General features: G+C 41.9%; 14 protein-coding genes. 6 read left to right on the forward strand and 8 right to left on the reverse strand.

The features are described 5' to 3' along the window. Window positions 1-133: 133 nt before the first annotated feature. Window positions 134-1,582 carry a coniferyl aldehyde dehydrogenase gene (locus JFY49_RS02405; protein ID WP_200223585.1) on the reverse strand — a complete coding sequence of 483 codons (1,449 nt, stop codon included), beginning with the start codon at window positions 1,580-1,582 and terminating at the stop codon, window positions 134-136. 116 nt (window positions 1,583-1,698) lie between these two features. On the opposite strand from JFY49_RS02405, the gene JFY49_RS02410 reads away from it, so the two are divergent. The 5 genes from JFY49_RS02410 (at window position 1,699) to JFY49_RS02430 (ending at window position 5,389) form a co-directional block, all read left to right on the forward strand. Beyond that, window positions 1,699-2,400, forward strand: coding sequence for a TetR/AcrR family transcriptional regulator (locus tag JFY49_RS02410; RefSeq protein WP_086195336.1), 702 nt, complete (start codon window positions 1,699-1,701; stop codon window positions 2,398-2,400). A gap of 78 nt (window positions 2,401-2,478) precedes the next feature. Then, window positions 2,479-3,345: a formyltetrahydrofolate deformylase gene (purU, locus tag JFY49_RS02415; RefSeq protein ID WP_180082124.1), complete on the forward strand. Its 867-nt coding sequence runs from the start codon at window positions 2,479-2,481 to the stop codon at window positions 3,343-3,345. Between the two features lie 210 nt (window positions 3,346-3,555). After that, complete coding sequence (locus JFY49_RS02420; RefSeq protein WP_180082125.1) at window positions 3,556-4,344, forward strand: energy transducer TonB; 789 nt, start codon at window positions 3,556-3,558, stop codon at window positions 4,342-4,344. Between the two features lie 20 nt (window positions 4,345-4,364). Next, on the forward strand, window positions 4,365-4,985 hold the full coding sequence (locus tag JFY49_RS02425; protein ID WP_200223586.1) for a MotA/TolQ/ExbB proton channel family protein: 621 nt from the start codon (window positions 4,365-4,367) through the stop codon (window positions 4,983-4,985). After that, window positions 4,985-5,389, forward strand: coding sequence for an ExbD/TolR family protein (locus JFY49_RS02430; RefSeq protein ID WP_180082127.1), 405 nt, complete (start codon window positions 4,985-4,987; stop codon window positions 5,387-5,389). The genes JFY49_RS02425 and JFY49_RS02430 overlap by 1 nt, the downstream gene beginning before the upstream one ends. Before the next feature lie 68 nt (window positions 5,390-5,457). Here JFY49_RS02430 and msrA read toward each other — a convergent pair whose 3' ends face one another. From msrA to JFY49_RS02460, 6 genes are all read right to left on the reverse strand, one after another. After that, a complete protein-coding gene (msrA, locus tag JFY49_RS02435; protein ID WP_180082128.1) occupies window positions 5,458-5,982 on the reverse strand; it encodes a peptide-methionine (S)-S-oxide reductase MsrA in 525 nt (174 codons plus the stop codon). 115 nt (window positions 5,983-6,097) lie between these two features. Next, on the reverse strand, window positions 6,098-6,559 hold the full coding sequence (locus tag JFY49_RS02440) for an META domain-containing protein (RefSeq protein WP_200223587.1): 462 nt from the start codon (window positions 6,557-6,559) through the stop codon (window positions 6,098-6,100). 90 nt (window positions 6,560-6,649) lie between these two features. Continuing rightward, the gene (locus JFY49_RS02445; protein WP_200223589.1) at window positions 6,650-7,723 is read right to left on the reverse strand and encodes a DUF4105 domain-containing protein; all 1,074 of its coding nucleotides are present in this window, start codon (window positions 7,721-7,723) and stop codon (window positions 6,650-6,652) included. 28 nt (window positions 7,724-7,751) lie between these two features. Further along, complete coding sequence (locus JFY49_RS02450; RefSeq protein ID WP_200223591.1) at window positions 7,752-8,264, reverse strand: dihydrofolate reductase; 513 nt, start codon at window positions 8,262-8,264, stop codon at window positions 7,752-7,754. Window positions 8,265-8,342: 78 nt separating this feature from the next. Next, entirely contained in the window at window positions 8,343-9,185 is an 843-nt protein-coding gene (thyA, locus tag JFY49_RS02455; protein WP_200223592.1) for a thymidylate synthase, read from the reverse strand. A 343-nt stretch (window positions 9,186-9,528) separates the two neighbouring features. Further along, entirely contained in the window at window positions 9,529-10,557 is a 1,029-nt protein-coding gene (locus JFY49_RS02460; protein ID WP_200223593.1) for an IS701-like element ISAba11 family transposase, read from the reverse strand. Window positions 10,558-10,933: 376 nt separating this feature from the next. On the opposite strand from JFY49_RS02460, the gene JFY49_RS02465 reads away from it, so the two are divergent. After that, on the forward strand, window positions 10,934-11,455 hold the full coding sequence (locus tag JFY49_RS02465; protein ID WP_200223594.1) for a CHAP domain-containing protein: 522 nt from the start codon (window positions 10,934-10,936) through the stop codon (window positions 11,453-11,455). Window positions 11,456-11,556: 101 nt separating this feature from the next. Here the strand turns inward: JFY49_RS02465 and JFY49_RS02470 are convergent, their stop codons facing one another. Next, window positions 11,557-12,960, reverse strand: a complete 1,404-nt coding sequence (locus JFY49_RS02470; RefSeq protein WP_200223595.1) for an efflux transporter outer membrane subunit — start codon at window positions 12,958-12,960, stop codon at window positions 11,557-11,559. Window positions 12,961-12,964: the final 4 nt, after the last annotated feature.

Consider the following 12,964-nt stretch of genomic DNA (forward strand, 5'->3'; position numbering starts at 1 on the left):
TGTGCGGCTAGTCATTAAAAGTAAACGGATGAAATCATTCAAGGGGCGTTTTATACCAAAAATACGCTTAAAAGACAAGCGAATTTAAGAAAAACGCGGCATGATCATGTGTGATAGATCATGCCTTGATCAGTTAGCGAAGAAGGGTCTTGGAAATCAGTTTGTGAATCGGCTTGTTAAACGGTGGGAGAATGAATTTTAAGCTATACAGCTTTGGATTAGACATTACTGACCGTTCATGCGACAAACTGAAGAAACCTTCTGGACCATGATATTTGCCCATACCTGAAGCACCGACCCCACCAAAAGGTAAGTCATCCTGTGCTACATGGGTTAATACCATATTCTGTCCGAAATGCCCTGAATGAGTATGCTGTGCGACATAGTCGGCACGCGCCTGATCAAAGTCGAAATAGTATAATGCAAGTGGACGAGGACGGCTATTAATAAAGTCAATCACATCGTCAATTTGATCATATTCGAGAATAGGAAGGATCGGACCAAAAATTTCTTCTTTCATAATCCGCATTTCCGTTGTGACACCGGTCACGACAGTTGGCGCAATTTTTCGAACCTTGCTTAAATCTTCATGTGCCGGATTTAATTCAATAATTTTAGCCCCATGGGTACGGGCATCTTCCAGATAGCCCTGCAGGCGGTTGTATTGTTTGTCATTAATAATCGAGGTGTAATCCTGATTGTACTCAATACTCGGATACATCTCTTCCACACAGGCTTTAAAATGCTCAATAAATTCGGCGGTTTTACCTTTAGGCAGGAACATATAGTCCGGTGCCACACAGGTTTGACCTGAATTCCACAGTTTACCTGCAGCCAGGCGCTGTGCCACATCTTGCAAATCAATAGAAGGATGAACCAGTACCGGTGATTTTCCGCCCAGTTCTAAAATTACCGGCACCAGGTTTGCTGCGGCTGCTGCCATGACGGTTTTACCAATTTCGGTTGAACCGGTAAAAACAATTTTATCAAAGGCTAAATGGCTAAAAGCATCGGAAACTGGTCCGCCACCATTAATCACGGCAACCAGTTCGGTCGGAAATGCTTCACCTAATGCTTTTTCCAAGGCACGACCAAAATGGCTGGAGGCACTAGAAATCTTGATCATGGCATGGTTACCGGCGGCAATTGCACAAATCAGTGGACCAACCGACAACAATAATGGGTAGTTCCATGGAGCAATAATCCCGATCACACCCAAGGGTTGATATTGCACCCATGCTTTTGCCGGCTGATGGATAATTCCAACATGGCGCTTCGAAGGTTTCATCCAGCCGGTCAAATGCTTGCTATAATATCTGATCTGTTCAAGGCAGGTGAGTAGTTCACCGATTTTGGTTTCACCAATAGAACGGTTACCATAGTCCTGATTAATTGCTTCAGCAAATTGATCTTGATATTTAACTAAGATACGCTTGAGGCGTGCTAAACGGTCAATCCGCTCTTTTGCCGATGGAAAGGAATGACGCAGGTAAGCGTGCTTTTGCTGTTCTAGTACGTCGTGTAAGTGCTGAATATTAAACGAATGTGGTGTCATTGAAGTTGTTTTTGTCTGACTGTTCATGACCTGCTACCATTGAATAAAAAGCGATTAATTTAATTTTTAGAGTAAAAACTCTAAATAGTCAAGTTACTTTATGTGTTAGTTCGCTAACCTATTGAATGAATGGTTACTTTAGGATGTCTCACTCCAAAACGGTGAAAACCAAAGAACGTATTTTACAGCTCAGCTTACAGTTATTTAATGAACGCGGTGAGCGTTCGGTAACAACCAATCATATTGCAGCTGAACTAAATATGAGCCCGGGTAATTTGTATTACCATTTTCGCAATAAAAACGAAATCATCAAAGAGTTAATGGAGCAGTATCAAGGCGAAACTCTGGAGATGCTGGCATTGCCTGATGATCGTCCGCTTGATGCCAACGATAAAATTCGTTATTTTCAGGTGCTGAGCAGCCAGCTTTGGGCCTATCGCTTTTTGCATCGTGATGTCTATCATTTGGTTGAAAATAATGAAGATTTTAGAAAAATGTATCCACGCTTTGCCGGACAGGTGATGCAGCAGGGGCAAAAAATCTATAAAGCTTTCGTGAATGCGGGCTTAATGGAAATGACAGACTCAGAAATTGAAGCCCTGATTATTAACTTGTGGATTGTTTTGACCAACTGGACCAACTTCCTGTATATGTCAGGTCATATTACCGATTCGAACCATCTGGAAGAAAAGTGGGTCTGGCAGGCATTACGTCAAATGGTATTTCTGGAAGGGGCTTACCTGCGTGGTGAAAGCCGTCAAACCTATGAACATTTACTTGAAACGCTTGGCCCTTCAGAGCTTTTTGAAAGTTTATCGTCCAGTAAAAAACATGATGCAGGCTAGCCTATTTAGAAAGCCTAAAAAAAGCGTTAGAATACTCGGCTTGTTTTTCAATTTAACTGATTAGTGATATTAACCAACATGAATATGTCCACTGCTAACACGGCACGTTTACTGATTACTTGTGAAGATAAACCAGGTATCGTGCAAGCTGTTTCGAGCTTTTTGTATCATCAGGGAGCAAATATTACCGCACTTGATCAATACGCGACTGAAGCTCAGGGCGGACGTTATTTCATGCGTGTTGAATTTGAACTGGAAAATTTGCAAAGCCGTAAAGAAAGTTTAACCCAGACTTTTGCCACCAATGTGGCAGAACGCTATGACATGCACTGGCGTCTGGCACTGGTCAGTGATGTGAAAAAAGTCGGGATTCTGGTTTCTAAAGTCGATCATGCCTTGCTTGAGCTGTTATGGCGTCATGCGCGTGGCGGTTTACCATGTGAAATTACCAAAGTGGTTTCAAACCATGACACCTTGCGTGAAGCAGTAGAAAACTTTGGTATTCCATTTGAAGTGGTGCCGGTGAATAAAGAAAATAAACGTGAAGCCTATGCCAAAATTGATGAAATCATGCAGGGCAACGATTTACTGATTCTTGCGCGTTATATGCAAATTCTGGATGAAGAGTTTGTTAAAAACTGGGAAATGAAAATTATCAACATCCACCATTCTTTCTTGCCAGCCTTTGTTGGTGCGAACCCGTATAAACAGGCCTATGATAAAGGGGTGAAACTGATTGGTGCAACAGCGCATTATGTGACTGCTGACCTCGATCAGGGCCCGATCATTGAGCAAGATGTAGAACGAGTAAATCACGATTTTACCGTCGATCAGCTCCGTGAACTCGGACAAGATGTGGAACGTAATGTTTTGGCTCGTGCAGTGAAATGGTATCTGGAAGACCGTATTATTGTGGATGGCAACAAAACAGTTGTTTTTCAATAAATATTGCTAAAAATACCAGTTTAAAAGGCATGTTTTAGGCATGCCTTTTTCGTTTTCGATTCAAAAAACTCATCAAAACGGGCATTTTAATAGTTGCAAATGAAAACACTTCTCATTTATTATTGGCATGCTTTAATTGTACTAACCGATGAGCCTGATTGCTGCAATCTTTATAGATCTACAATCGCTTAAATTAGGTAACTGATTTTAATGAGTCAATCCTCCGCTCTAAAGATGCAAACTCCCAATCCAATGAAAAAGAAAATGATCACTGCTTTGCTTGCGGTGGTGGTGGGTCACATGGGCGTGTTGTGGGCGGTAGGGCACATGAAAACTCCGGAACTGAAACCGATTGAAAAAGAACCGTTAAAGGTGCGTTTTGTAAAAATTCAAGAGCCAGCAAAACCGCTACCACCAAAGCCTAAAGCGGAACCGAAAAAGGAACCCCCAAAACCGAAAGAAGTGAAACAGGTTGAAATTGTAAAAAAACAGCTTCCACCCCCACCGAAAAAGGTAGAAAAGGTTCAACAAGTTAAAAAAGCAGAAACACAGAAACCCGTGATCAAACCGGTGGAAGCACCATCCAAACCGACAGTAACGACCGCGATTTCTGAAACCAAAGTGGTGAAACCTGTTCCGGTGACACCTCCACCTGCGCCAGTTACACCGCCTGCACCGGTTGCGCCTCCTGCATTGCCATCACCAAAAAATGTTTCGATTGGTGGTTCAGGCGTGCAATGGAGTCGTTCTCCTAAACCATCCTATAGCAATAGCGACCTGCAAGGGCAAACGCGTACAGCCATGGTGTATATTGAAGCGAATGAAAAAGGGGTAATTACCTCAGTGCGTATGGTACGTTCGACCGGTGTTCCTGCTTTAGATGAAAAGATTTTACGCTCAGTGCGTAGTTCCAAATTCAAACCGTACAAAGAAAATGGCGTGGCTTATCCAATCAAGGCTAACCTCCCATTGGAATTGACAGTGAATCCACGCGGCTAACATTTATTAGGAGTTCGAGTATGAACTTTTCAGTTTATTGGCAACATGCTGATGCAGTGAGTAAAACCCTGTATTTCGTGTTATTGGCAATGTCGATTGCGACATGGACCATCTTCATTTTACGTATAATGGGGACTCGCCAACTGAAGCAACAAGCTTATGCTCAACTTTCTCAAGCGTTAAGCAAGTTAAAAGCAAAATTTGCAGCTTTGAATTTTGAACAACGTAAAGCGGTCGCTGAACAGGCGTTGTTGCGTCAAATTTCAGTTGAAAAATCCAATGCTGAAAAAGGTGTGGCAGTTTTGGGTACCATTGCTTCACTGGCACCGTTTGTGGGTTTGTTTGGTACGGTTTGGGGTATTTTCCACGCGCTGGTTGCAGTAGGTAAGAGTGGTCAGGCAGGTCTGGCACAAGTGGCGACACCTGTTGGTGAAGCCTTGATTATGACCGGTCTGGGTTTGGCTGTCGCGATTCCTGCGGTACTGGCTTATAACATGTGTACCCGTGCCAATCGAAGTTTGTCACATGAGTTACAAGATCAGGCACACAGTTTGTTGATTGATACCATGTTGCAACAGGACAGTGCAGCTCAGGTAGAAACTAAAGCAGCAACAAACAATCTGGTGGGAGGTCAGGCTTAATGGGCTTTCAATTGGGCGAAGACAACGATGTAGGTATGAATGAGATGAACCTCATTCCACTAATCGATATTATGTTGGTATTGATGATCATCTTCCTGGTGACAGCAACCGTTGCTAACCCGTCAATTCCATTAACCTTACCTAAAACAACAGCAGATATTACGGATTTGCCGCCTAAAAACGTCACCATCAGTATTAATGCCAGTGGAGAGGTTGCCTGGAATGGCAAGGTGCTCACGCTTGATGAATTGCAGACGAAATTTAACCAAGCGGGTCAGGAACAGCATCAGCCAACCATTATTCTGAAAGCAGATAAAGAATCACGTTATGACACGGTTGCTCAAGTGATGTCTCGTGCGAGCGAAGCCGGGCTCAGCGATATTGCCTTTGCGACTGATAACTAATTTGATCCTTAAAAAAAAGCGACCTTTAAGGTCGCTTTTTTTATGGCTAGAATTTTCTACACAGTCGCTTATTCCGGTTTCAGCAGGTCCTGAAACTTGCTGCGCAATTTCATTAATTTCGGAGGGATGGTGAAATTGCAATAGCCTTGCGCAGGATTGCGGGCAAAGAAATTCTGGTGATATTCTTCGGCAGGGTAGAACTGCGGTGCAGGGCTTAGCTCAGTCACAATATTGAGACCTTCTGCTTTCAGGGCATTAATTGTATGTTGTGCCTGCTGTTGCTGTTCATCATTAAAATAATAAATCACAGAACGATATTGAGTGCCGATGTCATTACCTTGACGGTTTAAGGTCGTTGGATCATGCGTGGTAAAAAAGACATCTAACAGCTGAACGAAGCTTATTTGCGTTTCATCATAATCAATCAGAATGACTTCGGCATGGTTGGTATCGCCACGGCAAATATCATCATAACTGGGATGTTCAGTATGGCCACCAGCATAACCACTGACCACTTTTTCCACACCTTTTAACTGTAAAAAAACGGCTTCGACACACCAGAAGCATCCACCACCGAATAAGGCCTGTTGCATAGTTTGATCCTGTATTTGCTTATTGTTTTTAATATAGAGGCTTTCTATGAAGCTAAAATGTATTGAAACATTTTAAACACAAAAGCCTGAGCTTTCAGGCTTTTATTTGAGCAGTTTAACGTAGTTGCACCGGACTGGTAAATTGCAGCAGTACGTTGCCGTAGCGATCAAGCAATTTAAGCGTTTTCCCGAAAACCTGATAGTGGGCTACTTTAGCCAAGGCTGCATTAAATTGTTCAGACGGATTGTTATTGTCCAGACAGGCCATTTTAGTCCCTGCCATTTGACTGAGCACCAGGGTATCTCGACCTGCTGCATAGCTGCCCATAATACGATTGCAGCCATCGGCACCGCTGACACGTTTAGTTATGGCATCAAATTGTAAACTTGGAATATTGTGTGCAGTCGGTGCTGTCTTGATTGCGGTATTGCCAATATGGGTGGCAATCCAGCTACGGTTTTGCAGTTGCACTAAATTGGCAGTTTCAATGGTAGCAGATGCACTTGGTGTGGTTTCACAACCCGTCAAAGCAATAGCAGTGCCCAGTATGCCAACAGCAAATATTTTTTTTAACATATTGGAGTTCTCATTCTTGGTTTAACTTGGAGTCTATATAAACAAAAAAACAGGCTTTTCACTAGGATTAAATGGATGTTTTTTATATTTTTAATTTTGAAATTCAGCTGATTCGTCTGTTATCGCTGCGGGGATGCCCTGACGAATCAGGCGTGAGTATTGTGTGCTGGAGATATTCTTTAACTGGTTGACGCGCGGGTTAATGTAGGCAATCTTATACCACTGTTTCATGCTTAAGTCATGGGAAATGGCATTCAAGTCATAGAGGTAATTAGGTAAATATCCTGAAGCCAGCAGGCGGTAATCTGTTGGAAAATGTCTTTTGGATATTGCCTGCACCATGTCAAATACCAGGGTGGTGCAGTTACTGGTTAGGCTGTTATACCATTTTGGCTGATGTTTTAATTCATTGGCTTTATGCAGATATTCTTCAAACAGGGCACGTATTTCACTTTTTGGCATATTAATTGGAAAAAAATAGACCTGTTCGCCACGAATATTGCTGCGGGTATAAATCAGATCCTTTTCATCTGCTGCAATCAGGCTGAGTTCATATTTTCTGAAAAAACCGCCATACGTGGAAAATTCTTCATTTTTCTGTTTGCGAATTTCAATTGAAAAGGTCAGCGGCGGGCTGTTGGCAAAATCGAAACTGACCAGCGTATGGGCAATGCGTGGTCCCATCCAGTACGATGTAATGATATTTACACTGTTAATCTGGTTTAAATCAAACTGCCGGGTTTCCCAACGTTCATCATAACTGCCATCCGCATGCCAGTTAAAATGACGCACATTGTGCAGTGTAACCAGATTATCCTGTTGCTCATAAGACAGTATCTGGGCAACTTCCGGATTCCACTCACGATCCTGTCTGGCTTGCAAACCAAAATACCAGGATAAGCCGACAAGAAAGAACAGAACATAGATCAGAACATCAGTCTGACGGTTCAAAACATATTGGGTGATATAAATACTGAGTATGCTTAAGGCAAAAGCGATCCAGATGCCGATCAGTACACGGGTGACTAAGCCGCCAAAGGGTTGCTGAAACCATAAGGCCAGACACAGCCAAATAGAGGACATAATAACGAACAGACCAAACGCAGTGTGGAGTAGCACCATGCCTAAGGCAAGAAGGAATTCTCTTGTTTCAGTATTATGCATATTTGACTGTTATCTATAATTATTGCCTTTATTTTCTGTAAGTTGCGAACTCAAAAGCAATCCCGGTTTTGTCGTCAATATGTTGTTCTGAGACGACTTTTTTAAATTCAGCTGGAATTTCCGGATAGTAGGCATCGCCTTGAACGTCCAGTTCAACATGGGTCAGCTCTAAACGGTCGGCAATGTTCATGGTTTGTTTAAAAATTTCACCGCCGCCAATCACAAAGATTGATTCAGGTTTCTCTGAAGCTTTGACATCGGCAAGCGCTTGAGCCAAGGCATCTTCAATCGAGTAGGCCACTTTGGTGCCTTCAAATGACCAGTTGCTGTCACGGGTGATAACCCAGTTGACCCGTTTAGGCAGAGTGCGACCCATAGACTCCAAGGTCTTGCGTCCCATGACCACCACACCGCCTTGGGTGATTTCCTTAAAGTGTTTCAGGTCAGCTGAAATGTGCCAAGGCAGGTCATTATTTTTGCCAATGCAGCGCTGTTGATCCATGGCCACAACATGCACAACTTCTAAATTTTGGAAGGTCATAATTTTTCCCTGTATTTTTTATACTCAGATAAGTTTTCCCCCTTTGGAAAAGGGGGAATTAAAGGGGGATTTTAGAAATTAAACTGCTACTGGCGCTTTAATGCCGGGATGCGATTCGTAACCGACAATTTCAATATCTTCAAATTTAAACGCGAAGATATCTTTAATTTCTGGATTCAGTTTCAATTGGCAAAGCGGCAAAGGTTCACGGCTAAGTTGTAATTGAGCCTGTTCAAAATGGTTCACATATAAGTGAGTATCGCCACCAGTCCAGACAAAGTCACCGACACCTAAACCGCAAACTTGCGCAATCATGTGCGTGAGCAGGGCATAGCTGGCGATATTAAATGGAACGCCTAGGAACACATCGGCACTACGTTGATAAAGCTGGCAGGATAGCTTGCCGTCCTGTACAAAAAACTGGAACAGGGTATGGCAAGGTGGTAGGGCAACTGTTCCCGCTTCTTTAGGGTTCCAGCCTGACACAATTAAACGGCGTGAATTGGGATTGGTTTTAATTTCGTTGATCAGCCATTTGATCTGGTCAAAACCATCCTGTTCATATAAACCATTTTCTTTTTTGCTTGCGCCAAAATTACGCCATTGATGACCATAAACTGGACCTAATTCACCTTCAGGACGACCAAAACGCGCCGTTTGTTCTGCAGTAGCCCATTCATCCCAAATCGTGACTTTGTTGTCTTGCAGATATTTAACGTTGGTATCACCTTTTAAAAACCACAACAGTTCAATCACGATGGAACGAAAATGCACTTTTTTGGTGGTCAATAAAGGAAAACCCTGAGAAAGATCAAAGCGCATTTGGTGACCGAATACTGAACGTGTACCTGTGCCCGTGCGGTCGCCTTTATCGCCACCGTTGTCAAGGATATGTTGTAAAAGGTCTAAATATTGACGCATGTCTCTCTCATAATATTGTGAATTTCTTGTGGCACATATTAGCCTTTTTTTACCGGGGAGGAAACTGTATCCATTGAGGGAGAAAGCAAGTTTAAATTATGGTGATAATTTTTATAAATAAATGATTTATATGTTTTTTTGTTGGTGTTTGCAAAGTGGTATAAATCCTAAGGCCTAATCTTGGCGGTGTTTGATTAAAAATTATAAGGGTAAGGAAAATGGATTACATTTTATTGAATATATTTTTCCCGAGCTTGATACAAAATCTGATAGGTCTGCCAATAGCCAAGAATAAAAACATGGGTTCATCACTTAAATGAAGTAAAGTAGGACTTACGCACTATCATTTATAGATTCTCTGTGGTAGCAGATGATTTTTATCGAGAATAAAGTCATCAATGAAGTCTTTGATGATTGGTCTAAATAATTTCTTCTGCCAACGATATACATTTTCAAAGATCCCCTCAAACTGGTTCTTTTGTATCTCGACGTAGGCCATCAAGGCTGAAAAAATATGATTCAAAATCAGTTTAGATCGTCTTACTTGAAACTTTTCAATATGACAAACCTGTTTAATCACTCGGTGATATTGTTCTATTTTCCAATGACTTGAATGTAATTCATGAAAACCCTCAAAGGACAATAAATCATCTTCATCTTGATGCACAATATAAAACCTCTGCTGTTCTTTTAACTGAGTCTTAAATAATTGTACAAAGCCAAAATCTTTGAGCCAGACCACTTGACCCTGATGGAAATCTGGCAATAAACGCAGTTGAAACCATTGTCCTTTTTCTGGGGAAACCTTACGGTTACAGTCGATACCAAACATAAATCGAATACCATATTTTCTTATGGTTTTTAGATTTCCAGTCGATGAATACCAACTATCACCTGTAATAAATTGAATCTTTGCACCCCAACTGAGTACTTCACTTAACATATCCATAAAGTAATCATTCTTGGTTTTACTTTCAGATTTGTCATAAATTCGGAAATTAATTGGAATATTTTGACCATTTTGATCTGTCGCATACAAGGTAATGAGATTAATACCCTTGACGGATCGGTGGTGTTTGCCTGACCAAAAATAGCTAACTAAGTCCATATGTTGACTATATGGTTTATCTAAAACAGTATCATCAATACTGACTATAAGTTTATTATTATCAATATGTTGAATTGCTTCTTGATATAGGTCGTGAGGTGTGTAGTCTTCACGCTCTAGAAAGCGATTTACACTATCATGCGAGATATTATAAGTCTCGGCAAGTTGTGTGCAGCTAATAGAGTTCGGTTCTGTCATGAGAAAGCCCATATAAATGGGTAGAGTACAAGTTGCTGTAGAAGCATTTTTAATTCGTCTGATCACAGATACTTTATAAAGTATTTTAATACTTTTTTGAATCCGTCAATGCGTAAGTCCTATAAAGCATGTGTGGAGAAAGCAATACACGATCTGCTAAATGCCAGATTGTGTATTTATTCTGTTCAATCCCAGCAATTTATCAATTGAAAATCCGGATTTCAATGACAGCGCAATGTGGATGGAGTGAGGATAAAATAAATTTATCAGCAGTATTGGATGATAAAAAACTACAAAAAATAGTCAGTTAACTCACTTATCGGTAATTTATTTATATTTAATTACATTTGTTATATGAAAAATCACATTTTAGGGGTTACCATCTTGCCGTCGAAATGAGTGAAAAGCCGGTAGTGTCAGGCTTAGGAGTGTTTGGTAAAGAATGGTTTATGATCATAATGTAAACATGAGTGAAGTTCATGCTCCTGTTCAGGCAAACATCATAATTCGTTCCCAATCGGGTAAAAATTCGAAAAAATCTTCAGAATTTCAGACTGGGCAGGCCATAGCTAAAAAGAATGTGCTTGCAAAGAATGGACAGCGAATTGATATCAGTAAATTCACCGATTTCTTGCAGTCCGTTTCTTCAACCAGCAGTTCACAAAAATGTGCCAAAAGTATCAGACTTGCTTTGGAGTCAGCGGGTGCAAGATTTCAAAGTCATCCCGTCGCTGCGGCAGACTGGGGAAATACCCTGATGAAAATTGGTTATCGAGAAATTAATCCTAAGTTCGATGCCCCGAAAGAAGGTGATATTTATATTATTGATCGAACCGGCAAACATGTGTATGGACATATTGCAGGATTTAACGGCAAGCAATGGGTATCTGACTTTAAGCAAAGAAGTTATGATGTTTATAATGAAAAAGGCCTGATCTATAAATATTACCGCCCGAGCTTTTAACTTTTTAAAAAGTTAAAAATAGCTAAACAGAACATTTTCTCAGAAATTTTTCTGAAATAAAAAAGATGCCCCAATGGCATCTTTTTTATTTCACCTTTAACTTAAGGCAACGGTTTGACTGGACTGCCGCCTAAAGCCTGCATCAAGGTGACATAGGCATTGTATTGGCTCTGTTTGGTCTGTACCAAAGACAAACGGGCGTTACGCGTGGTTTCCTGCGCATCGAGCAGGTTTTTCAGGGCAATGGCACCATTGCGGTAACGTACTTCAGTTAGATGCTCGGTTTTCTCTGCAAGCTGTACATTGCGTTCTTGCAGTGCCACCTGTTTGTTTAATTCGGTACGGGCAGATAAGGCATTTTCCACATCGGCAAAGGCCTGATAGAGGTTTTGACGGTACTGGACAATCGCTTTTTCATAATCCAGGTTACTGATCGCCAGATCTTTTTTCATATCGTTATATTGCAGGAACGGCAGGCTGAGATTGGCACCCAAAGTTAATACCGGATTTTGCAATAGACTGGTTAAAGATGTGCTGGAAGAGCCCAGGTTTCCGGTCAGGTTAATGGACGGATAATAGCTGGCTTTGGTGGCATCTTTGGTGGCAAGTGCCTTGCGTAAACGCAGTTCACTGGCTTGTAAATCCGGACGACGTGACAACAGCTCTGCTGGCAAACCTGCAGAAATAGCCGGTAGGGCAATACGCGGTAAACGTTGCGGTTCGGCAATATTGAGCTGCTGTATAGGTTGATGCATCAACGCTGCTAATGCTGTTCGGGTTTCGACTTTCTGCTGTTCAATCTGACTTAAGGTCGCTTTTTGGCTTTGCACCGATTGTTCCGCTGAGGTTAAGTCCAGACCGGAAACCGCGCCTGCACGATATTGGCTGCGCACCAGCTCAAAGATTTTTTGCGTACTGGCTAGGTTTTGTCCGGCAATTTGATAGCGTTCATTTAAGTAACCCAACTGCCAGTATAAATTTGCCGTAGTGGCAATTAGGCTTTGTGCGGTAGCTTGCAAGTCCTGTTCAGTCGCTAAAGCTTCCCATCTGCTGGCTTCGGTTTGACGAGCCAGCTTTCCGAATAGGTCCATTTCATAACTCACGCCGCCACTTAAAGACAGGCCACGTGAAGCATCATCACCGGAATTCAGATCAACGGTATGTCCAGCGGAAACACTGGAGTTGACCCGTGGACCTTGCTGGTTTTTCGCTAAACCGGCCTGTAAACGTGCCTGCTGCAAATTAATCCCTGCAACAGCCAGATCGCTATTGCTGGTTAAAACCTGATTGACCAGTTGGTTCAGCTGCGCATCGCCAAATAAGGTCCACCATTGATCGGCATAGACATCGGCATGCACCTGCTGACTGAGTGCTTTGCTATTCTGGAAGCTGCCTGGAATATTCACGGCAGGCTGTTCGTACGGTGTTTTAACCACCGCAGCACAACCCACCAATGATCCAGTTAAAATAAGGCTAGCAACAAGTTTGGTAAAATTCATTTGCATTCTA

Origin of the sequence: Acinetobacter sp. CS-2 (genome assembly GCF_016599715.1) — a bacterium.
Classification (GTDB): Bacteria; Pseudomonadota; Gammaproteobacteria; order Pseudomonadales; family Moraxellaceae; genus Acinetobacter.

What these genes read in the sequence shown, in the direction of transcription:
- JFY49_RS02450 (WP_200223591.1), bottom strand. Translation starts at nt 8,264, where the DNA reads ATGACCTTCCAAAATTTAGAAGTTGTGCATGTTGTGGCCATGGATCAA.
- JFY49_RS02440 (WP_200223587.1), bottom strand. Translation starts at nt 6,559, where the DNA reads ATGTTAAAAAAAATATTTGCTGTTGGCATACTGGGCACTGCTATTGCT.
- JFY49_RS02410 (WP_086195336.1), top strand. Translation starts at nt 1,699, where the DNA reads ATGTCTCACTCCAAAACGGTGAAAACCAAAGAACGTATTTTACAGCTC.
- JFY49_RS02420 (WP_180082125.1), top strand. Translation starts at nt 3,556, where the DNA reads ATGAGTCAATCCTCCGCTCTAAAGATGCAAACTCCCAATCCAATGAAA.
- purU (WP_180082124.1), top strand. Translation starts at nt 2,479, where the DNA reads ATGAATATGTCCACTGCTAACACGGCACGTTTACTGATTACTTGTGAA.
- thyA (WP_200223592.1), bottom strand. Translation starts at nt 9,185, where the DNA reads ATGCGTCAATATTTAGACCTTTTACAACATATCCTTGACAACGGTGGC.
- JFY49_RS02430 (WP_180082127.1), top strand. Translation starts at nt 4,985, where the DNA reads ATGGGCTTTCAATTGGGCGAAGACAACGATGTAGGTATGAATGAGATG.
- JFY49_RS02470 (WP_200223595.1), bottom strand. Translation starts at nt 12,960, where the DNA reads ATGCAAATGAATTTTACCAAACTTGTTGCTAGCCTTATTTTAACTGGA.
- JFY49_RS02445 (WP_200223589.1), bottom strand. Translation starts at nt 7,723, where the DNA reads ATGCATAATACTGAAACAAGAGAATTCCTTCTTGCCTTAGGCATGGTG.
- JFY49_RS02405 (WP_200223585.1), bottom strand. Translation starts at nt 1,582, where the DNA reads ATGAACAGTCAGACAAAAACAACTTCAATGACACCACATTCGTTTAAT.
- JFY49_RS02465 (WP_200223594.1), top strand. Translation starts at nt 10,934, where the DNA reads ATGGTTTATGATCATAATGTAAACATGAGTGAAGTTCATGCTCCTGTT.
- msrA (WP_180082128.1), bottom strand. Translation starts at nt 5,982, where the DNA reads ATGCAACAGGCCTTATTCGGTGGTGGATGCTTCTGGTGTGTCGAAGCC.
- JFY49_RS02425 (WP_200223586.1), top strand. Translation starts at nt 4,365, where the DNA reads ATGAACTTTTCAGTTTATTGGCAACATGCTGATGCAGTGAGTAAAACC.